Annotated in this window: 27 protein-coding genes; 5 read left to right on the forward strand and 22 right to left on the reverse strand. The window is 51.3% G+C overall.

Annotation, left to right across the window (positions count from 1 at the left end; genetic code table 11):
• The first annotated feature begins 113 nt into the window (after window positions 1–113).
• Entirely contained in the window at window positions 114–590 is a 477-nt protein-coding gene (locus PA598K_RS07130) for a helix-turn-helix domain-containing protein (RefSeq protein WP_128656268.1), read from the forward strand.
• A 662-nt stretch (window positions 591–1,252) separates the two neighbouring features.
• On the opposite strand, the gene PA598K_RS38975 is transcribed toward PA598K_RS07130, so the two are convergent.
• Genes PA598K_RS38975 through PA598K_RS38980 form a run of 4 tightly spaced genes read right to left on the reverse strand, consistent with a single transcriptional unit; the run spans window position 1,253 to window position 2,633 of the window.
• Window positions 1,253–1,606 carry a LytTR family DNA-binding domain-containing protein gene (locus tag PA598K_RS38975; protein WP_128656269.1) on the reverse strand — a complete coding sequence of 118 codons (354 nt, stop codon included), beginning with the start codon at window positions 1,604–1,606 and terminating at the stop codon, window positions 1,253–1,255.
• Window positions 1,606–1,737 carry a cyclic lactone autoinducer peptide gene (locus PA598K_RS07140; RefSeq protein ID WP_128656270.1) on the reverse strand — a complete coding sequence of 44 codons (132 nt, stop codon included), beginning with the start codon at window positions 1,735–1,737 and terminating at the stop codon, window positions 1,606–1,608. Before PA598K_RS07140 ends, PA598K_RS38975 begins: the two co-directional genes overlap by 1 nt.
• A gap of 24 nt (window positions 1,738–1,761) precedes the next feature.
• A complete protein-coding gene (locus tag PA598K_RS07145; RefSeq protein ID WP_128656271.1) occupies window positions 1,762–2,391 on the reverse strand; it encodes a hypothetical protein in 630 nt (209 codons plus the stop codon).
• A gap of 41 nt (window positions 2,392–2,432) precedes the next feature.
• On the reverse strand, window positions 2,433–2,633 hold the full coding sequence (locus tag PA598K_RS38980; protein WP_128656272.1) for a helix-turn-helix domain-containing protein: 201 nt from the start codon (window positions 2,631–2,633) through the stop codon (window positions 2,433–2,435).
• 198 nt (window positions 2,634–2,831) lie between these two features.
• Between PA598K_RS38980 and PA598K_RS07155 the strand changes: the two genes are divergently transcribed.
• A complete protein-coding gene (locus PA598K_RS07155) occupies window positions 2,832–3,467 on the forward strand; it encodes a stalk domain-containing protein (RefSeq protein WP_185601663.1) in 636 nt (211 codons plus the stop codon).
• 225 nt (window positions 3,468–3,692) lie between these two features.
• Here PA598K_RS07155 and PA598K_RS07165 read toward each other — a convergent pair whose 3' ends face one another.
• Together PA598K_RS07165 and PA598K_RS07170 are read right to left on the reverse strand one after the other, a co-directional pair.
• Window positions 3,693–4,010: a YolD-like family protein gene (locus PA598K_RS07165; protein WP_128656275.1), complete on the reverse strand. Its 318-nt coding sequence runs from the start codon at window positions 4,008–4,010 to the stop codon at window positions 3,693–3,695.
• Entirely contained in the window at window positions 4,007–5,272 is a 1,266-nt protein-coding gene (locus tag PA598K_RS07170; protein WP_128656276.1) for a DNA polymerase IV, read from the reverse strand. The genes PA598K_RS07165 and PA598K_RS07170 overlap by 4 nt, the downstream gene beginning before the upstream one ends.
• A 248-nt stretch (window positions 5,273–5,520) precedes the next feature.
• Here PA598K_RS07170 and PA598K_RS07175 point away from each other — a divergent pair, with 248 nt between their 5' ends.
• Window positions 5,521–5,877, forward strand: coding sequence for a hypothetical protein (locus tag PA598K_RS07175; RefSeq protein ID WP_260405303.1), 357 nt, complete (start codon window positions 5,521–5,523; stop codon window positions 5,875–5,877).
• Window positions 5,878–6,154: 277 nt separating this feature from the next.
• Complete coding sequence (locus PA598K_RS07180; RefSeq protein WP_128656277.1) at window positions 6,155–6,472, forward strand: hypothetical protein; 318 nt, start codon at window positions 6,155–6,157, stop codon at window positions 6,470–6,472.
• 47 nt (window positions 6,473–6,519) lie between these two features.
• Here the strand turns inward: PA598K_RS07180 and PA598K_RS07185 are convergent, their stop codons facing one another.
• The 6 genes from PA598K_RS07185 to PA598K_RS07215 all read right to left on the reverse strand — a co-directional run bounded on the left by PA598K_RS07185 (window position 6,520) and on the right by PA598K_RS07215 (window position 12,444).
• Window positions 6,520–7,293: an N-acetylmuramoyl-L-alanine amidase gene (locus tag PA598K_RS07185; protein WP_128656278.1), complete on the reverse strand. Its 774-nt coding sequence runs from the start codon at window positions 7,291–7,293 to the stop codon at window positions 6,520–6,522.
• Complete coding sequence (locus tag PA598K_RS07190) at window positions 7,277–7,642, reverse strand: phage holin (protein ID WP_185601665.1); 366 nt, start codon at window positions 7,640–7,642, stop codon at window positions 7,277–7,279. The genes PA598K_RS07185 and PA598K_RS07190 overlap by 17 nt, the downstream gene beginning before the upstream one ends.
• Window position 7,643: 1 nt before the next feature.
• Entirely contained in the window at window positions 7,644–8,015 is a 372-nt protein-coding gene (locus PA598K_RS07195) for a hypothetical protein (protein ID WP_128656280.1), read from the reverse strand.
• A 193-nt stretch (window positions 8,016–8,208) separates the two neighbouring features.
• Window positions 8,209–8,472 carry a TMEM14 family protein gene (locus tag PA598K_RS07205; protein ID WP_128656282.1) on the reverse strand — a complete coding sequence of 88 codons (264 nt, stop codon included), beginning with the start codon at window positions 8,470–8,472 and terminating at the stop codon, window positions 8,209–8,211.
• Window positions 8,473–8,519: 47 nt separating this feature from the next.
• Window positions 8,520–12,266 carry a hypothetical protein gene (locus tag PA598K_RS07210; protein ID WP_128656283.1) on the reverse strand — a complete coding sequence of 1,249 codons (3,747 nt, stop codon included), beginning with the start codon at window positions 12,264–12,266 and terminating at the stop codon, window positions 8,520–8,522.
• Complete coding sequence (locus tag PA598K_RS07215) at window positions 12,232–12,444, reverse strand: hypothetical protein (protein ID WP_128656284.1); 213 nt, start codon at window positions 12,442–12,444, stop codon at window positions 12,232–12,234. The genes PA598K_RS07210 and PA598K_RS07215 overlap by 35 nt, the downstream gene beginning before the upstream one ends.
• Window positions 12,445–12,533: 89 nt before the next feature.
• Between PA598K_RS07215 and PA598K_RS07220 the strand changes: the two genes are divergently transcribed.
• Window positions 12,534–12,746: a hypothetical protein gene (locus PA598K_RS07220; RefSeq protein ID WP_128656285.1), complete on the forward strand. Its 213-nt coding sequence runs from the start codon at window positions 12,534–12,536 to the stop codon at window positions 12,744–12,746.
• Here the strand turns inward: PA598K_RS07220 and PA598K_RS07225 are convergent.
• From PA598K_RS07225 to PA598K_RS07270, 10 genes are all read right to left on the reverse strand, one after another.
• Complete coding sequence (locus tag PA598K_RS07225; protein WP_128656286.1) at window positions 12,735–13,103, reverse strand: hypothetical protein; 369 nt, start codon at window positions 13,101–13,103, stop codon at window positions 12,735–12,737. The genes PA598K_RS07220 and PA598K_RS07225 overlap by 12 nt on opposite strands.
• Window positions 13,104–13,148: 45 nt before the next feature.
• Window positions 13,149–13,697, reverse strand: a complete 549-nt coding sequence (locus PA598K_RS07230) for a hypothetical protein (RefSeq protein WP_128656287.1) — start codon at window positions 13,695–13,697, stop codon at window positions 13,149–13,151.
• A gap of 69 nt (window positions 13,698–13,766) precedes the next feature.
• Entirely contained in the window at window positions 13,767–15,806 is a 2,040-nt protein-coding gene (locus tag PA598K_RS07235) for a hypothetical protein (RefSeq protein ID WP_128656288.1), read from the reverse strand.
• A gap of 4 nt (window positions 15,807–15,810) precedes the next feature.
• Entirely contained in the window at window positions 15,811–16,170 is a 360-nt protein-coding gene (locus tag PA598K_RS07240; protein ID WP_128656289.1) for a DUF6711 family protein, read from the reverse strand.
• Between the two features lie 13 nt (window positions 16,171–16,183).
• Window positions 16,184–18,832, reverse strand: a complete 2,649-nt coding sequence (locus PA598K_RS07245) for a phage tail protein (protein ID WP_128656290.1) — start codon at window positions 18,830–18,832, stop codon at window positions 16,184–16,186.
• Window positions 18,819–19,076: a hypothetical protein gene (locus PA598K_RS07250; RefSeq protein WP_128656291.1), complete on the reverse strand. Its 258-nt coding sequence runs from the start codon at window positions 19,074–19,076 to the stop codon at window positions 18,819–18,821. The genes PA598K_RS07245 and PA598K_RS07250 overlap by 14 nt, the downstream gene beginning before the upstream one ends.
• Before the next feature lie 44 nt (window positions 19,077–19,120).
• On the reverse strand, window positions 19,121–19,489 hold the full coding sequence (locus PA598K_RS07255) for a hypothetical protein (RefSeq protein WP_185601667.1): 369 nt from the start codon (window positions 19,487–19,489) through the stop codon (window positions 19,121–19,123).
• A gap of 42 nt (window positions 19,490–19,531) precedes the next feature.
• Window positions 19,532–19,933, reverse strand: coding sequence for a phage tail tube protein (locus tag PA598K_RS07260; RefSeq protein WP_128656292.1), 402 nt, complete (start codon window positions 19,931–19,933; stop codon window positions 19,532–19,534).
• 12 nt (window positions 19,934–19,945) lie between these two features.
• Window positions 19,946–20,344 carry a DUF3168 domain-containing protein gene (locus PA598K_RS07265; protein WP_128656293.1) on the reverse strand — a complete coding sequence of 133 codons (399 nt, stop codon included), beginning with the start codon at window positions 20,342–20,344 and terminating at the stop codon, window positions 19,946–19,948.
• 4 nt (window positions 20,345–20,348) lie between these two features.
• Window positions 20,349–20,771, reverse strand: coding sequence for an HK97 gp10 family phage protein (locus PA598K_RS07270; RefSeq protein WP_260405304.1), 423 nt, complete (start codon window positions 20,769–20,771; stop codon window positions 20,349–20,351).
• Window positions 20,772–20,778: the final 7 nt, after the last annotated feature.

Here is a 20,778-nt window from a genome sequence, read left to right on the forward strand (position 1 = left end):
GCCACGTGGTAACCGTTTTACTAAGTTTCTCTTTACCTCGCGGTAATTTTGCTGTATATTAGTCATATCAAGTGAGAATATTACATATAGAAAAATAATAAGGAGCAAATGAAATGAGTGAGAATTTCGGAGAGTACCTAAAAGGATTGAGAAAAGCGCAAGGATTGACGCTTGAACAGCTATCGAATCTTGCAGATGTTAGTGTCGCTCAGTTATCACGACTTGAAACCGGAAAGAGAAAACAACCAGAACAGAAAACTTTAATAAAACTAGCTAACGCGCTTGAGTCCACTACATACATGGAAATGATGGCCGCTGCTGGATATCTCGATGATCTGACTGAAACCGAAATTATTGAACATAAGAAGAAATCAGAATCGATGAGCCAAGCTAAATTTGATAATCAAAAAAACTCCAACTCAGATGAAAATGAGCGGGAGTTTTATGAACTCGTTCTTGATTTATCAGATGAGGATGTAAAAGAAGGATATACAATCATTATTGATGGTCAAGAAGTTTCTGAGGAGGAATACAAGAGGATGATTGCAATTGTTCGGATGGAGCGTCAACTTCGAAACGGACAAGATTAATCAAATAATTTTCTTCCTTGCCCATCACTACCGAGAGCTTTTTTAGATCAATCACTTTTTTATTTATAATGACAGACACTCCCCTTCACATATATGTACGAGTTGCTGATAAATCGATTATATCACAATTTAACGAACGTGCGTTCCCCAAATGTCAGAATTTCGAAAGGGGCGACCAATGGCACTCCGACTCGGGAGTTGCCGACTGCGCGAACATCGAAAGGTCATAGGGATCACCCAAAAAGAGTTGTCCAGCCGTCTTAGTCATCTTGGCATATCCGTGTCCGATACTCTCATATCCCAATATGAGCGAAACGAAAAGATATGCAATAACATACTCACTCTAAGAGGTTTGGCAATCATCCTCAGATGCAGAATAGATGACCTCTACCACTTCCACGAATAAACCGCAGTTGGTCTGGAGCTTACGCTCCCTCCCCTGTCGAAAATCCACCCTATAGTAAAACTCCGATTTGTCAACTTTTCCTTTAACATTTCACCGGGTTGAATTTTCCTTGACAAGTTCAATTATCTACTATTGGCGAATTTATGTAAATGACGGATTCTTCGAAAAATCTGTAAATATAAATCGACACGCATCGACACACTCTGCAAAATAAACGTGTTATATTTGTAAATTAAAAAAAACTCCCGTCCAGAGGTTAAATTCCCCTTAACGAGAGTGTCGAAAGTAATTGGTCCTTCTTGTTTCGTGAGTAGTACGTCTTCTTGCCGTTTGACAAATGAAGGATCATTAAACCTGTGTCCACTCTGATCACATAATTCAGGTTGACTAAGGTCCCTTTGTCAGAAAGGAAAAATTCGTAACCACTCGCCTCAAGGACCCCTGTGAAATACTTGATACTGCCCATCACGAAATATTTACGATCCGATGTATGTACTGCTACCATGGTTGGTGAGTCGGACTCTAGATGTGTCACATCGGATACTTTAACGTTGATGATTCCTGATTTACCCTCGGCGTCAAGGGTCACAGCTAAAAAGTGCATACCCATCACTCCGGTTTACGTAATAGTTCTTCCGGCGTTTCCGGCTGGTTGATGTACAGCCAGCTACCAGTAGATACTATTACGACGGCAGCCCCCGCCAACATCGTCGCTATCAACATATAAATACGATGCTTCACCCATTCATCACCTCCTCTCAAGACCTAAATTCCATGTGTCCGCTCTCGGCGGATCGCGAAGAATAAAAGCCCCGCCAGGACTACTAAAAACCCAACAAGGTTGAATCGCAGGTCCCCTAGCAGCATCATGCCTAGTATAAACGAGATAGTCAAGATCATTGCAACGATAACACCTAATCTTTCGAACCGCAGAACCTTGTCGAAGTCAAATGTAAATCCGAACCCTCTTCGGTATAAGATGTTTCCAGTGACGACCACTACAAAACCCGTCAAAAACTGAATCAAGTATGTATTTGTGATTTCTGTGTTCATTTGATCCACGCCGCCAAAGATGCCAAATATAAGCGATGTTTGAACAACACCTATTACCACTACTCCAGTAACGGCCATTACTCCTGACCAAAGCAAAGGGGCTCGTACAACAACAACGAAAAAGAGAATGGATATCAAGATGTTTAGCAAGGGTGCGGCCACCGTCGCGATCTCGTGAAGCTCCGTCCTGGCGAGATAATTCTGCACGTTGATAATCTCTAAGATCAGCAACGTGTGCCAGATGTACCGCCTCAGATTGATCCTAAATGTGTACGTCGCTGCGGCATAAACCGCTAGTCCTTCAAAGGTTGAGAAGAGCATGAAAAGCAAGAAATCTGACATTACTGACTCGCCCCTTATTATTACTAATTAGTTCTTCTGAATCACATTGAAGTTTTTTCTTTTCGTTTAATTTCGTATTCAATAACACTCCGTCTTAATAAGATTACATTGTTATTCTCATCACGTCTATGTATCAATTTATCTTGGTCACAGAGTCTATAAACTTGCCTCTTCGAAAGACCAAGAAAGCTCGCTGCTTCACTTGCTGTGAAGACTTCCTCAAGTATGGTTTTCTTTCGCATAAAACCCCTCCCTACTTTCGTAAATCACGTCACAAATGCGACCTGTCGGACGAATCATATCACGTCGCATTTGTGACTGTCAACAATTACTAATCTATTTTTTGGATTCTCATTTTAGGTCTAATGTAGTATGATCGGGATGCTGGAAGATTACAGACAAATACCCTAGCCGATGGGGGTCATAAAGGGAGAATGGGAATGAAGAAAAAGCTATTGATTGCCTCGATCATCGCCAGCCTCATGATCGTATCTATGGGGATTGGAGCCTTCGCCGCCACGAAACTGACGCTGATCGTAAACGGCAAAACGTCGAACGCCGAGACGAAGATTATTGGCGGGGTTACATACTTACCTCTGAGGGCTGTTGCGGAGCTTCTGGGGGCTACAGTGGACTATGATCCTAACTCTAAGACGGTACGGGTGACAGGCCAGTCTAGCGGGTCACAGGGAGGCTCTACGGCGGTTCAGCCAAATAACAAGAGCCAAACCATTAAAGGAGTGACTATCACACTCGATAGAGCCGAGCAAGACGACGACTCGTTGCGTCTGTACGTCACGTACACAAACAATTCGGATGATCAGGCAATGACGGGAGATTCCTTGTCAAAAATAGTTGCCAACGGAAAGCAATATGAATATGACTTCGACACCAACTGGGATCGATATTACAATAAAGACGTAGATAAAGCCCCAGACTTCATAGAACCGGGTGTAACCGCGAAATCGGTAATTTTCTTTCCGCCTGTTCCGAATGTAAATAACATAAACGTCGTGCTGAATGCAGACTTTGAAGATTACCGTTTCAACAATGTGAAAGTTGATGTGCTGAAGTAATCACCTGCCGACCACCTGGTCGGCCTTTTCTTTGATGCAGCAAGGAGGTTTAACGCGTGATACTAAAGACGGCAAACGATTTTAACGAAGCTTTCCTACAAGGTCGTCGTGTCGAGGTCTGGCGCGGAGATAAGCTAGTCGATTACGGCGGCCCCATCGATAGGCACCTCAAGGATTCCGTATGTATCAATGGGGTAGTGTACAGCAAGCACCTACATAAGTTCCTTACGAAGTGACGTCCTCGATATCCTCCATCCCGATCCAATACCCGTCCACAAGGATACGTCGCCGGTGGACGTTTACAGACTCCACATGCCCCGTTATATGGCGGGGCTCGTAAGGATGGTAAACTGTCACGGTGACAGGAGTTTTGTGCTCCAGGGAGTCGGCTAGGCGCTGCTGGATCTGTTCTATTGCTTGCTCGTCGAGCTGTGGGCGATCCCGACGCTTTAACAGTTGACGTCTCTGCTGCATCTGCACGCGATGCTCTGGCAATATCATGCGGCTCGACTCCCACAATCCATTCCCCTCAAGTTTCTTCATCGGTAATGACCCCCTATCTTGGCGGCTCTGTCCGCCGCTTGGCCGCTCTCTGTCAGTGATGACGCCCGCAAGATCACCGCTTCGCCGTATCGTGCCTTAAGCTGGTCTGTGACGCGTTCTAGCGCCATTGTGCGGTCTCTTGTCGGGTCGAATAGATCAAGCTGCACCACACTATCGTCTACAAGCCCTGAGAGGCTAACCCCGATACGTCGGACGGGTTGACCGTCCCAATGCTTCAGCAGCAACTCCATTGCGGCTTGGTACACCTGATTAGTAACATGGGTCGGATCGAGCAGTTTGGCTTGCCTACTGAAGCCCGTCATGTTGTCATAGTCCGCCCCCATGCAACTCACCGATACAGTCCTCCCCATATAACCGATTCCTCGGCAGCGACGGCACACAAGCTCCGTCAGCTCCAAGACAATGACCTTGATGTCCTCCAGCAAGGCGTAGTCTCGCGGTAGGGTCATCATGTGACCGACTGACTTAGGTACTGCCTCATGCGTCCCTGGGGTCACAGGGCTGTTGTCGATCCCATTGGCGATGCGCCAATATAGTTCGGCGTTGATGTCGGAGTTTTTGCCAAAGCGCCGCCGCATCATCGCCTTGAGTTTGTCTAGTGGCGTTCGGGCGAGGTCGCCAATGGTGGATATCCCCATCATCTGAAAGTGTGCGGTCATTCGGCTTCCAGCCATAAACAGTTGAGGTATCGGCAGCGTCCAAAGGGTTTCTTCTAGTTGGCTTGGAAGCAGTGTGTAGATGCCGGATTCGTTTTTCTTAGCGAAATTGTCGCACGCCATCTTGGCGAGTACTTTAGTCTCGCTGATGCCGATACGCGTATGGATGCCAGTCTCCAGCATGACACGATGTTGTATCAGAGAGGCCATCTCCTCCGGCGAGCCAAACAGATGAAGTGACCCGGTGACGTCCAGAAACTGCTCGTCGATAGAGTACGGCTCCACCATATCCGTATAGCGCAGAAAGATGTCTGTGATCAATTGCGACACGTCGATATACCGCTGCATACGTGGCTTGATGACGACAAGCCCAGGACACTTAGCCAACGCCTCTCCTAGCCTCTCAGCCGTCTTAACTCCGTATTGTTTCGCTATGGGGCATGCAGCCAAGATGACGCCAGAGCGCCGCGCAGGATCACCAGCGACCACGACGGGTTGATCCTTGTATTGCGGATTCGCAACCTTTTCGACGCTGGCGTAAAATGATTGGCAGTCCGCCAAAAAGACAACACGTTTACCGGGCATAAGTGACTTCCCCCTTCCGATACATAAGAACGTTCGTTCTTATTATATGAGAACGTTTGTTCTTTATGCAATAAGAAAAAAGATCCATCCTGTATCATGACGAGAAAAGAGTCCTGCGTTGCTTCAATAATTATGTTTGACAGAGTAAAACAATCATGATATATTTGTTTTACAGAGTCAAACAAACAACGAGAGAATACATATAGCCGCAGACGCAAAATGGCGTCGGGCCACAGGAGGAAATGAATATGATGAAAGTTAAAATCAAAGAAACAGGTGCTATGGAAACACTGAGCATGCTCTCGTCTAACGGTACAGATGCAGCAGCAGACATGATCGGCAATCATGGCGGATTCGGATCTGAAAGCTGGCAGTTTGATCTTGACGCTGACACAGGCATTTATGAAGCAAGTCAAGAAACGTATGATTGGTGGGAAAAGGTGCTGACGGAAAATGAGGAATTGGAGGAGCGTATCGAAGCGTTGAAGGAAGAACATGGATCAGATGCGGTGCAGGAAGTAATCGAAGCAGCCGGAAATGTAGACCTTGAAGACCATGCTGCCAATCTAAATAACGCTCTGGATGAGGCATTCTCGGGAAACTAATTCCCCCGCTGGCAGGGGTAACAGAAGCCGCTGAAATCCTCGGTTGGAAGAAGCAGCATGTCTCGGTTTACATGCAGCGCGGGAAGTTCCCCATTCCAATCCAGCGCCTTGCTGGCGGGCCTCTTTGGACGGTAAAACAGATCGAGGAGTATCGTGATAAACGCGGGAAGGAGACGGAAAAAGGCGATTAGCCAGTGGAAGGGTTGGCGACTGTTGGAGTTTAACGAGGACTAGCTAAAGCGCGACAGCCCCAGGAGGCGGCGCATAGGAGGATAATATGAGTAGACAAGTTAACAGGAAATCGATAGCGAAAATACGAGAGAGTCGAGCGAAGGAATATATTGAGCAGAAAAAACAGGAAAGACTCGATAAATTAATGGCAAAACCAATTGATTCACTAAACCTAAAAGAAGCATCATTGGTTGTCTATTTGTTGTCGAGAGAGTTAGAAAAGCTGGATCGCGAGGAGGAGTTACTGCGCAGAAAAGCTAATAAGATGATTAAAGCATATTACGAAAGGTCATCCGAGGTAGAGGAACTTAAGGCTTACTTGGAAAACAGAAGTGAAGCACAACCGGATCAAGTTACTTTATAAAAATAACATAAATAAGCCGCCCAGCCACGAAGGCCAGGCGGCTTTTGCTATACCGTGATCGAGGCTGTCTTACTCGGTCCATCCCACGCCACAACGCCCCCGACAGCCTCCCCAGCAGCCCGCAGCGCGACGTAGGTCACGCCGTCCAGCAGCAGCCCCGCGACAGGCTTACCGCCCACGCTGGCCGTCTTGCTGGCGTTGTCCCAGCCGACAGAGTGACCGGCAGCCTCCCCGACCGCTCGCAGGGGCGCATAGGCTCGCCCGTCGATCAGCAGGCCGCTGGCTACCTCCTTACCGTTGACGACGATGCGGCAGGTTGGGTGCCGAGGGCTGGCGGCAGGCTTAAGCTCTGCGGCGACCCGCGCTTTAAACGCCTCCCACCCCGCCCAGCTGCCGCCGTCGTACATGAGGCGCGGGCAGATCTTACGGGACCAGTCATAATGCCGCCGCAGCCGATCCACGCCCCACCCACGCTCCCGGAGCATGGCCGCAACCAGCTTGACGGCGTTGGTTAGCGTCTGGGCGTAGTTGCCGCTCTCACAGATCTCGATGCCGATTGACGTATTGTTGCCTGCTGCTGTCCCGGCGTGTAGCGCTCGCTCGTTGACCGGGATGCACTCGATAGCCTCGCGCTCATCGACAACAATGTGATAGCTGGCCCTTGCGACGTTGCTTGGATTGGTGAGCCAAGCCCGCTCATTGCGGGCCGTGCTCTTGGCGTTGCCGGTGTTGTGGATCGTGATTGTCGTGGCGACCATAGACTGCCCTGAGCGGCGGCCATACGGCGTTGACTTGGGGATGTGGTCAATGACTGCCCGCATCGCTGCCGCCTCCCTGCTTGGCCTTGTACTCGGCGAGCGCCTTTTCCACGGCTGCCCGGATATCGGCGTCGCTTAGGTCGCTACCGACCGCCCCGAGCCCCTTGTTGATGTAAGCCTTGGCGAGCCGCAGCTTTTCCTGCCCCTGCTTGCTGCCGAGAGTCGCTTCGAACAGCGCTACCGCCTCCGCTGCGATCCTCTGGAGGGCCTGACGCTGTGTATCGGTCGTCCGGGCCCGCAGCCAGGCCTTGGCAGGCTCGACCAGCGGATCAAGCTTGCGCAGCGCCCAGGTCATCACAAAACCCACGATAGCCAATACCAGCGTGTTGATATACGGTTGCAGTTGTTCCATGTTACTCTTCACCCTTTTTATCGTATTTGCGAAGCACAAACCACAGATCATAGCGGCGTGTATAGGTCAGCACGGCCAGTATAGCCAGACCCGTCGTCGTACCGAGCTGAGACAGCAGCCAGAGTCCGCGCTGCAAGTCCTGCACTGCCTCTGTCCGGTATCCAAACACCTCACTGGACCGCATCCATACAGCAATCAACATTTTGATGTCGTAAGCGACCAAAAAAAAGAGCATCGCCAGCATAAACGCGCTGACAACGCCCACTTTAAACCGCTCCGCGAAGTACGATCGATGTGCAATCAGTACATACGTCGCGCACCATACCGCTGCTGTGTATAGCACCAGCAGGCTCCAGTCGATCCAATCAATCATCGGCCTCAATCTCCTTTATCGTATATGAGGTACTTGGCAAAATTATTGCGCTCGATAACCTCCTGTAGCTCCCGGGACGATGTACGATAACGGTTAATGCTAAGAGTCGTCCTCTCGGAGGCCCGGGCTAACTCGGCCTCTTTTTTACGGAGCCAGGGGGCGATCCATCTCAACACTCGCATGAGCATAGTGATCATCCTCCTCGGTCCTCGTCTCTCTTAATGTTATTAACCGCAATCGTCAGCTGGTCCAACGGGCCTTTGATCTCATTTAGCGCCTTGATTGCCTCATCCCGGTCCTCCTCCGACCTGTCGAGTAGTTCCCGAGGCACGAGCTTGCCGGTGATGAGTAATCGCAGGATGTATATCATCATCACGGTCATGACGATTGCCAAGATCAGCGTAACGCCATACTTATCGACTAACTGGGCCCATCCCGATACTTGATCATGCGTCACGCGCAGACCTCCCCTCCCCAAATAAAAGAGCCCCGCCTAAGCAGGGCCTATTCCTCGATCACGATATAGTTAAACGTTGTATTTTCCTGCGCCGGAATTTGCAGGCGGCTGCTGGTGCGGATGAATCCGGGCGACGTGGCGTTGTAATACATCATTGACGTAGATGTTCCGCCCCCGACAAATACCCGATCTGTCGTCGCAGCGTACACGACTAGATACTCGAAGTTATTGCGGTAAAGTATAGCAATCCCTGCCGTAAATGCGAGTCCGGTAATGTTTGCTGCGCCGCGAAGGACGAGGCCCGTACCGACCTGATCGAATTGTACCGCCAGAGCTCCCGACGTGACGGTCCCTGTAGCTACACGCTTACCCTCGATTAATGTACCGATGACACCGAAAATATTGACGCCTGACCGGATGTTAGCCGCCGTGAGGTTGGCGCTGCCCTGCACGACGCCGCTGCCGTTGTGGTAGCCGTTTTGGATCGTCTGGTTAGCGGTACCCGGCGTAATCGTTACCGCGCCGCGATTAGGCATCGATCCCGTCCGCCGCGTCTTGGCGTCCGTATCGTAGTAGGTGCGCCCGGTCAGGACCTGCGCCGCCGTGGCGTCCCCGGTAAGGGCTAATGTGCCCGTCACCAAGCCATCCTCGGTCCCTATCGTCTTGCCCGCCAGCACGTCCCCGGCTGCGGCGTCTCCGTACTCACCCCCTTCACCCTGTAACGTAAAAGCCGTGCCGTCGCTCACCAGCGTATAGATGCCGCCTGCCTTGAGCAGTCCGGGAGGCGGTGCCGAGCCGTTGGCACGCAGGATTGGCGAAGCCCCGAACCCATTGGCGTTGATCGACGGGTTAGCGCCGTTGGCAACGTGCAACTTGACGGTGATGCGTAGACCTGCCGGGATGCCCACCGGTGCAGGCGTCAGCGTGACCGTATAAGCTGTAGCCGTCCCTGTAGTAACGCCGTAGCCGTTGCGGTTAGCCGCCATCGTCTCTAGCGCCCAGGCGTCCAGTTGCAGCTCGCGGATGCCCGTATCCTGCTTGTCGTTGTGGGTTTTAACCCTGGCGATGTCCTCAGTGTTGGCCCCGACCGCGCTGCCGAGATTGGCGGCCACGGTGACGCTCGCCTCGCTGACGGCCGTCGTGTAGGCGTGGCGGTCGAGGACGATGTAATCGACGTAGTAGTCGGCGTTGGGATCGTAATCAGTCGCTGGGATGGATGCGCCGCCGCCTCCGTTATAGTTGCTGTCGTTGGCCCTGATCGTCCACTTATCGTCGACCTGGCCGCCTTTGTATACGCGCAGGACTTCGTTCGTCCGTCCCGTAAGAGCCGAACCCGCTTGCGCCGTCCGGTTTATTACATAGTGCGGTACGCTGCTGATGGATACCGATTGCGGCGTCGCAAGCTCTCGACGGTACCCCGTCCGCACCTCGACGATATTAGGACCGGGATGGACCGTCAGGGCTCCGCTATGCGGTACGGGCTCAGTTACGGGAGCTGCGAGGCGATAGACGATCTTGGCGGACATGTTCGTCGCAGCCTCAAATTGGGCGCGGGTAGTACCCTTGGCGACTAAAAAATCAATGATATTGGCTCCGTGGACCGTACCGTATTTGCCGACATTGCTCGCCTGATCAAGCGCCCCTGACAATTCCGCCATTCCCTCAACTAGGGCTATGCCTGATCCAACAACCCCTGACATGCCAGAAGGGCGGTTATAGACAATTCTGTCCACGTTCGTACCTGAGACAGTTGTCAGATACGTCAGATCGCTAAGTAAAACTTCGCCGACTATTCGCCATACCTCACCGAGGTTAGCGTTGTAAACATCTCGTCGATTACCGATGCTACGCAAAATCACGTCGGCGATGTGCGTTTGATCCTGGTTAGGAACAAAGGATGGGGGCAGGGCGCTGGCGTCGCCGAGAACCAAGGTATGATTGGCGAACTCGGACGTAGTGTTGGCGTTGGTCCGCATGTACAACCGGACAACCGTGTTAGCCCCGCTGTTGAATGTGCGCGGCGTTGTGCCGTAACTCGCCAAAGATGCCGATCCAGCCGAATCAAATACACCAATCGTCCCGTTTGCGTTGTTGATGTCGGCAGCAAACGTATACTGGCGATTCGGCAGGACGGATATCGTGATAAAGGCATTCACGCCACTAGCGCCGCTCGACGTCAGCCTGTACTTATACGGCTCCAGTATTTCGCCGACGGCTGTCGTTGAGACTCCGGTCGAGTGCAGCGGCAGAATCTGATTACGACCCTTGACCGCTACCGACACGCCCCTTACGCTCTGCATCCCATCAATGTATGGGATAAGCGTATCTAAGGCCTCTCCGGTCAAACTTGAGAATTCAGACGAACTGATTTCTATTAGCCGCAAGTCTGCAAAGTACATTACCATGGTACCACCTGTGTTCATCCCAAAGCGCAACCGAAAGCCATCCCCAACCAAGGTGTTATTTTTGGGGATCTTAACCGAAATAAACTGCCAAGCACCCACTAAAGAGTAATTAATTACTGCTGTGTACCTTGTTTGGTTCGTGCCAAAATCACGTAGCGTGATATTAGCACCGCCAGACTGATATGACTCGATGTACACCCAGCACCCAACATAATACTCTTTGGTCGGATCGAGAGTAAGAGAGTAGTCCTTAGTTCCTTGGCCTGTATCAACAAACATGAAAGAAGATCCTGTATTACGCACGAAAGCTGTAGATAAGGTGACGTTGCCCGCAATTGAAAATGTAGATAAATTATTCAGTCTACCGTCACTACCCAGCAGGTTATACCGCGTCTGCCCCAGCACCACGACACTCGCCCCTGACGCCTGCTGCGCCTCCACGATACTCTGGCCTTGCGATAGGGTGTGCGTGATGGTGGCGGCTTCGGCAAGTTGAGCCTCCAAAGCGTCGACATCTGCTTGAAGGTTCGTTATTGCATTCTTGTCCGCTGCTGCCATGAGCCCGGAGGTTGTTGTTGTTGCGTTCGGGATTGGGTCAGATCCCCCGGACAAGTGAGAGGAAGCGTGCGCTCCTGGAGTCGATGTTCCTGTGGCGGTGATGGTCATCTTTTTATTCGCAGGGTCAGTGGTGACAGTTATGCCCGTACCGCCTTCGACCGTCAGTGTGTCCGTCTTGCTGTTGGCCGGTACGTTGTTGACCTGGCTGAAGGCATTCTGGTTGACCTCGGCTCCAGTCTGGATGCCACCCAGCTTCGTTTTCTCAGCAGAGGTGACATGGATCGTGCTGTCGCTCGTGTGCGTCGTCAGATTGCTTTGTACGGCGTCTACGTCCTGTTTGCGGGCTATGTGACTGTTGGCTGTTGGTGTGCCTACGTTCGCCTGTCCGTTGCCGTCACGCTGCATCAGCGTGTTGGCTGTGCTTGCGCTGGTCGACTTGTCGAGCTTGTCTTTGTCGGTAGCGACCATGAAGCCCGCTGTCGATGTCGTGGCTGCTGCATGGGCGCTGCCGCCGCTGCCTGCGTGAGTGGTGAGATTGTTCTGAACCGTGTCAACCTCTTGCTTACGGGCGATGTCGTCGGACGCCGCCGGAGCTGCTACCTTCGCCCGGCCCTGTGCGTCTCGTTGCATGATCCGCCCCGCTGTCGCTGCTGAAGTCGAACTGTGCGCCGTAGTCGCCGCTTTATGATCGTTGATGTCTTGTTGCGCTGTTCCGGTTGATGTGTCCAACGCGTCAAGCTCCTGCTCTACGCCATCGAACCCATCATTGATCTGCGTATACGAATCCGAGATGCGGTCACTTCCGACCAGATTCGTGAACCGATTTGCCATCGGGCTTACCTCCTTTCAATTGCTCCAATCGCTTCTCAATCGCTTCTTTAATGCCTTCGAGGATTTTGACCTCCTCTCCTGGATGGTAAGGCGTCATAGCTTGGATAACGCCGCATACCTCTTGCACAGGTTTTGTTGGGTCGATCTCCGCTCTAATTACTGCCTCTATTCTGGGCATATGGAACCTCCTCGGAACGTTTGTTTGCAAGGAAAAACCTCCCATCCTGTCGAAGTGCTATGCACCAAGCCAGAAGGGAGGTTCTTATTTTGTCTGAAGCATATTCTTGTCCAAAGTGTGGTATTAAAACATTCATTAAACATGATGAGCCGTTAATGCTCCCTCGTTTAGTCAAAAGTGATAATGGCAACGGAATAATGACTGACACGACAAGCGGTATCGCTGTGACGGCTATTATTTGCACCACATGTCGCTATGTGGAGTTCAACGCAATACTTGGTGATGAAGATTTAGTGCTTTGAACAATCCCGACCTGTAGCCTTCAATATTAAATCACTCGACAGATTAATTGGGGGCGCGGGTCGTGCTGCTTCACGAACATGCCGCTGATCCTCTTCCTTGGTCGCGGCTAATTCCTTTCTTACTATACCTCGAAAAACTTCCATTTGCTCGTCAGTCATTTGCTTCAGTGGGACAATGATTTCTGGACCTTTATCCCCAACCGTTTTATATTGGAATGATGGATTATCGACCAGCACGGTCAATGTCAGGGTGCCTGATGCGTCACCTGCACTCACGTCCAAATTGAAGTTAGTGACATATCGAATCAATTGACCATTGAGATAGATTTTGCCGCCTTCGATACTCAAATTATTCATCCTGTTCCCTCCCATCGAAAAACCCTCCGCGCGGGAGGGCTTAGTTTATTGTAGTGCTGCCAGTTGGTCCTTGAGGTCGGCGATTTCATCTTTCAACGTCTCGGCTTCGGCCTTTAATTGGTTCAATTCCTCAAGCAGGATAGGGTATGCTGGGGTATCCTTCAGTTGCTGGTCGCCGCCGCCCCAGTTGTATACTCCTTCGCTGTCTTTGAAGTATTTTTCCCTTGCGTCGATGTTGGCGTGCAGCCGAGATAACTGGTCTTCCTTTGTTGATAAGAGGCTTGTTATTCTCATTTCATTAACCAACTTCTGTTCATCTACAGACACCGCAGCGCCCCCTTTCGTCACAATTTCGATATGTTTATTTTGAACACTGACAATTTCGCCGTTTATAGCATTCGTTGCGTCGCGGACTGGGATGTACGAGGTACCATTGATGATGGCCGCTTCTTTTTCAAGCTTCTTCCCGTCTACCGAAACTGTCATCGTTCCATCCACTTTCTTTCCGATAATAGCGCTAATGTTGGCAGCAGATACCGATACGCCGAGCATTAAAATTGCGCCAAACAACATTCCTGCGACAAACTTCTTCATTCGAACACCTCTCAATACGTTTGATAGATTATACTCCAAAGTATCGGCAGAGTTTCGAGTTTTAATAAGTTAAGTCGCAGGAATGATTACAGACGCGAGTTCAGATCCATTCCGGTTATACATTTTCAATAGCCTTGTAGATGAATTAAATACTAAGTTATACCCAGCTTCTGACTTAAGTGCTCTATTGTCAATCGCCAGATCCAATCTATTAATAACAGTCTCTAATGATTGCCCTGTAGCCTCTGATATTAAAGACGCCCACCCGAGTATATAAGTACCCGAATAACCCCGCAGATACATGGCGTTGAACTCTGCCGTCAATGCAGGTGCATTCATATAGATCCCTGTCGCTGCGTTGCTCATCTGGATACTCCCCTCAGCTCCAGGCACAAAGAAACGAATATAAGGAGCGGAACCCGAGCCCCCGAATGCTCTCATTTCGATGCCGCTATTGGCTGAGGACTGAACGCCGAACATCTGAATGGTACTGGTCATGTATGCTCTTGGGTACGTTCCTGGCGCATTAGTCTGAACAGTACCACCGGTGATGGTTGTACCATTCAGGTTCGTTCCGTTGATCTGACCACCATTGAAGACTGCCGCGCTGATCGTCCCGGAGAACTCCCCGCCAACCGCCACCATATGGCCCGCGTTGTTGACGCTGAAGCTGCTGCCGATCTGGATGCTTCCGCCGATGAATTGACCGCCTTCGACCGTCCCGGTAAACTTCCCGTTTACACCCTCCAGCGTGCCGCTGAATTTGAATTTCCGAGAGGGGATGTCGAACCATAGCGCCTCTTCTCCATCGGCAGTGAACTTGAACTCATCGGTGTTTAAGGTCACTGAAGCCAAGCTGTCACTTCGATCAATGGTCAGCCCTTTGTCTCGGGAAATGCTAACGCCATAATACTTCTTCCCTTGCTTGACCGCCGACTGCGAGAGCTTGTTTATCTCGCTCGTCACTGTACCGACGACAGGATACTCACTTTGCTGCTCGCTCTGTGACGGGCTGTCAACACTCATAGAGAGTCCGCCCCGGAAGTCGAACACCTGATGCATAATGATCGTCTCATAACGGCTGAGGCCGTCCCAGGGGACTTCAGTATCTTCCCAAGGCTTGATTGCTGTCTCCCAGGTGTTGCCCTCGTACTGGAGGTAACTGATACGGTCGCCCATCTCTAATTGCGGATAGCCCCGTGCGTCCATTGCCACAGGGACATACGAGAATCCGTTCATCACAGCCAATATGCCATTCGCGATTTGCGGCGTAGCAAAAGGATTGTTGATGTATAGCGTGTGGTTTTCGTCACCGGTGCCCACCTCATAAGACAAGTCGTCCTCATCGTCGTAGGTGACAACGAACCGGGTGTAGGTCTTCAATGGGTTGGCTTTCTTCGCCATCATGTAATCCGATTCCGATAACTGAAAGACTGGCTGGTCGGCTGCCGTGAATCTCCTGAAGCGAATAGTGCCTGTTTTGCTGACATAGACACTCGCTGCGTTTGAGGCAGCAATGAACCCCATCACCTGACGCGTTGTATAGCCTGTAGGAGCCACAGGGAGCGTATAGGCCGGGTTAATACTCACCTGGTCATACTCATACCCTAGACGGTCGCATATCTCGTCCCATACGGCTTGCATCGTCGCAGGATACGTCAGGGATGAGACATAAGGCACCTCCGCAAAAATGAGTGCATCTAAACAAGTGAATGTCCAGATGTCCTTTTCCTGTACCCGCGAGTCGACAAAGAACTCCCCCAAAGGGAGCCAGTCGGTGCCTGACTCGTCCCCACCGCCCCAAGGGAAGTCACTACCCGCCCAAGGATAGGTAGCGTCTCCCCAAGTCATCCCAGCTGTGGAGAGGGCCAAATAAGGGCGCATGCGGGCATTGGCGGGGATCTCTAGCGGCGTCCTAAGCTTCAAGACAAATTTAGAGGCTGTCGCCGTCCCGATTTCGAATTCCTGATTCAGTGTCAGGCTATTCTCAATCAGAAACTCGACGATGCTCCTATTGGTGTACTCCTCCCCATCGATTTCAACCTTGACCATCCATTCCCGGTCGCGGCGTTTCAGCAGGTCCTCGAAGACCGGAGATATTGGATACACGGCCTCACCTCTCCGTCAATGTCATGGTTAATCCATCCCACCAGAGGACGCCGTTTTTCTCGATGGCGACCGGCGCAGGACGATTGCCGACATAGAAGTTTTTGGTCGTGTAATTTCCAAGCAGTGGGTCCGGGTAACGGAAGTCAAAGAAGACATTCTGCGTCGCCCGGAGGATGGCGGAAATCTTGTTCCACGGCAGCGCGGCGAACTTCATTTCGATCTGACGTTTGACTGCGACCCGATCCCTTGTCATCAGCCCGTCCGCCGTTCGTGTCGTGGATTCCGCATCGTCCAGGTCAAGTACCGTGACCGAAAATTCGATGGGGTAGGCAGCGATCTCTGTGCCGTTGATGTGCAATTGCATGACTACCTACCTCCTATACATTGAAAGCCAATCTGCCTTGTCGTCTGGTGATCTCATTCGTGCCCTGAGCAACTGCGCGGACAAGATCCGTATTGCTCAAGTTTGGTTTGCTGCCCTGCTGGTTTGTTTGCTGTTTGACGGCATGATAGATGCGATCCAAAGCCGCTACGACATCTTTGTTGTCCGATTCCGTGTTAATCATTGCCTCCAGTTTGGACAGAGGTGAGATGACTTCCGGGTCTGCCGCAGCTCCTCTATTATCCCCTACCATGGCGAGCGTTGGGCCGTAAGCCAAGCCGCCTTTGGCGAGTTTCGGGATTTTAGGGATGCTGATCCCAAACGATGATCCACCGCCCGCCCAATCCGGCACCCAATCCGGTACGTCAATGCTGATACTGTTGAGCCCGTCGATAACGCGATTGACCCCATCTATGATGAGGTTCAAAGGTGTTTTGACAATAGACCAGAGCGAATCAAACACACCCTTGAATATCTTTTGCACACTGTCCCATGCGTCGCTCCAGTTTCCTGTGAAAATGTTGGTGATGAAGTTCAACAGACCCTCCAAGGTTGTCTTCAGCCCACCGATTAAGTCTTTGATCCCGCTGAAGACATTGTCGAAGACTGTTTTGAAGACTCCCCCGATGAACTCTGCAATCGGCTTCCCAACTTCCTTCCAAAGGAATTCCAATACGCCGATAATGGATTCGATATCCGACATGAGCGTGGTGATCATAAACGTGCCGAGCGGCTTCAATACTTTCTCCCAAAGGAACTGAAATACCGCCGATACAGCTTCCACGGCAGGCTTAACCAGATCCTTCAAGGCGTTGCCTAGCGGTACAAGGACATTGTTCCATAGGTTTTTAGCGACGTCTGTCACCAACTTAAGAGCGATGACGAGGACATCACCAACGACATTAGCAACAGGTGTGACAACCTGTTTCCAGAACCACAACAAAAACTCGCCGAACGGTTTCAGGATGTTCTTCCAGAGCCATTCGGAAGCCTTCGTTACTGCTTCCCAAGCCTTCACGAGGACTGTTCCGAGCCATGAACCAAAAGGCTTGAGTACGTTATCCCACAGCCACTTAGCACCTGTCCCTACAGCCTCCCAAGCTTTCGTCAGGTTGGTTCCGAGCCATGACCCAAACGGCACCATGACATTATTCCATAAGTCCGATATGACATCTCCAATCGATTTGAAAATGCCATCAACCACACCCTTAAATCCTTCGTTCGTGCGGTAGAAGTAAATGAATGCAGCAACTAGCGCCCCGACAGCCAATACGATCCATCCAATCGGCCCGGATATAGCACCCAAGACCGCCACAATTGCAGTGCCTGCGCTTTTGACGGCTGCCACAATAGCTCCCCATCTCGATACAAGAAAGAATGTCGCAAACGCCGCTGCCAGTCCTCCTAATGCCGCAATAATGATATCTTTGTTGGTAACAACGAACTCTCTCATGTTTTGGAAGGCGTTGCGCACTTTCTCAGCCATTGCTCGGGCCTTCTCGCCGACATCGATCATACCGGCACCCATTGCACCAAAGGCCCCGCCGCCAGCATCGACATTCATTGGCCCGATTTCATCCTCGGCGTCTTTATCTTTGTCCTTGCCACTACCCGAGTCCGATTTATTACCGATCAGGTTCAATTGGTCAAATCCCGCGACAGATGTCTGAGCCTTCTTGCCCGCTTTCTTGGCTTTGTCTCCCGACTTGGCCGCAGCCTTACCAGCCTTGTCATAAGCATCACCCAAGCCGCCGACAGCTTTTGTTTGTTGGTCGATGCCTTGTGTCTGTGTCTTCTGCGCAGCTCCCCCGCCGAATAAAGCAGTGACAAACTGAGCGATAAAGTTAGCCACTGTAGCCAAGGCCGTAGCCATCCGCGTTAATGCCGGTAGTACGGAATTGTAAATCGGCAAAAACGCCTGACCAAGAGCCAGACGGGTGTTTTTGAGTTGGGCCACAAAGACCGCTTGTCGATAGGCTGTGTTTTGCGCTACCTCTGTACCGTACTTGGATGTGGCTTGTTCCAAGATACCCATGAGCCGGATCTGCTGCTGCACTTGAAAGCTGAGTTGGTTCCAGCTTTTCCCGTTGGCAAAGGCTCGGAAGGCTTCTGTTGACTCGATCATTGAGACATTGACGTTGATGCCAAGATCCTCGATAGCCTCCGTGTTGCCTAGCAGACCGGAACGAATCCTCTCCATCGTGTCTTCCATCGTCCTACCGGTGGCGGCTGCGGTGATGGCCGACGCCTTGAGTAGGTCTTGGGTGTTCTTTGTCGTCTCCTCTACCGTCTTGGAAAAAGAACTAATCAGATTGGAGTAGACCGCTGCATACTTGGTGATTTCGAGAGTCGACATACCCAGCGCCCGCTCGTTGTCCTTGGCCCACTTCTGAAAGGAGCCCGCACTGCTGCCGAGCGTCCGGTTGATCTGCATGATCGCTGCTTCAAGCTGCATCGCATCTTTGACTGCACTACCGATAGCCAAGCCGCTGCCAACCATAGCGAGGATCGCGCCAATGGCCTGTACAGTCTTAGAAATTCGCCCCCGAAACTGCTCCATGTCTTTTTGGGCCTGTTGCATGGATTTCCGCATCGCACTAAAATCAGCGCCCATGCGGATCATTAGGTTCTTAACTACTGCCATTCTCGCACCTTCTCGTTCCGCCGAATGCGGCGTTCAGATTTTTAACGATGGCTAACATCTCTTCCGGCGATTGCTGACGCTTTTTATTCGGTTGCTTACTGAGCAGCTTCTTGAGCGACGGCATCGGCTTCGTCGAACGGCTCCACCCGGCGTTGAGGTAAAACAACGTCATGCGCTCGTCCATCTCGGCACGTTGCCGCTCGTTAAACGCCATGATCTGCAAATTGAGCTCATGCGGCGTCATCTCGTTGTATTCGTGGACCTTCAGACCAATGGAGAGCGCGGCCTTTAGCGATTCTTCCCAGTCCCACGGTTGGGGCTCCCCGCTGCCGCCTGTGGGTTTCCCACCATGAATTTGCCGAAGGACGAAGCGAATGCTTCTTGCATCTTTTCAATCAATTCCTCGTAAGATGCCATGTCCAATAGATCCTCGATCTGATCCATTTCGAGCGTTTCGTTGTTGTCTCTCGCGTCGGAGAGCAGGCCGCAGTAGAAGAAGATTTCAATCTTCTCCGCGTCGAAGTTATCCATGTCGATATTCTCAATCGACGTACCCGTGAGAGCCTGGAGTTTCTTCAACGCCTTGTGCCCAAACCGCAATTCGCGTGGTCGGTCCAGATAAATCATGACTGCATCGTTCTTGTTGGCATTCGTCAATGTAATCCCTCCAAAAATAAAAATAGGCCGGATAGACCGGCCTTACGGCAGTACCAGAGTCGGCTCGCCAGATACCTTCAGCGTGCCCTCGAAGGATAATGCATCTTCCAGCTCCGCGCCGGTCGAGAAACCTGTCACAACAGCGTTGAATTCCCACGATGTTTCCATTTCTGGTGGGAAGACGATCTTGCAGGCGCTGGTCGCACCGGACTTGAAGGCTTGGTAGATCGCCGCTTGTCCCGCATTGTCAGGCATGAAGAAGCCAGAGATACCAACCTCTCCACCATCCTTGAAGCCACCAATGAACTCCCGGTAGCCGCCGTCGCTATCCAATGTTGTTGTATCGATTGTGTCGGCGGACAATTCAAGTCCGCTGATGGACGTAATACCGCCGACCGTAATAGTGCCGATCATGAGTGTTGTGCCTACCGCTCTTTGTGCCACGCGTCCAACCTCCTAAAGGTGAAATGTCAAACTGATATTGCATCTGTGCAGCGCTGGTAAAGCCTCGTATAGCTCCGTGGGGTCCTCATAGGTGAGGTCTTGGATGAATGGACCCCCGTCGCCAATCACGCGCCTAGGGAACGATGTGATGACGCTCATAACCTGTTCGGTCAAGTCCTTGAGTTGGGGATAATCGGAGGTGAGGATGTTTAAATCCACATTGACACTCTTGTTTCGGGTAAACCCAGCAAGCGTCCGTATCTCCCGTCCGAAACTGGACAAAAACACGATGTAAGGCGTCGTCACCGGCAGACCATCCAAGCCCATTTGCGGGGCGTTAGCTGGGTAGGTTTTGCCGTTCAGAGGCCCTATCGTGTCCAGTTCGAATATCATCGCTTCCTCAAGATTCATGTCATCACCTCGCTCTCCAAGCTTTGTCTACTGCTTTTCCGGCCACCTCAATGACTCGGGATTCAATGCGCGTCACATTCTCCACCAGACCACGACGTAAAAAACGGTAGCCAGGGACGTATCCCCCATCTACCGTCATAAAGCCGTATTCCATTGAGGCCGGATAGTAATAGCGCGTTCCGTCCTTTGTCGTTTTGACAAAGATATCGTTCTTGGCAGGGTCCATCATAATGTCATAGACTGCCTTGCCGATCTTTGTCCGGCGTTCCTTTTTCATGATGATGCCTGACTTCAGGTCTCCTGTGTCCTCCGGCGCATTGGCTTTAGAAGCCCTGAGAGGGATCGTAGCGCCTGCCCTCGCAGCCTGGGTAACAATGGTCTGTGGCACTTTGCCAAGGCGCTTCATCGCCCTCTCAAGCTCCTTCATACCTTCG

It is taken from the genome of Paenibacillus sp. 598K (assembly GCF_003851045.1).
Classification (GTDB): domain Bacteria; phylum Bacillota; class Bacilli; order Paenibacillales; family Paenibacillaceae; genus Paenibacillus_D.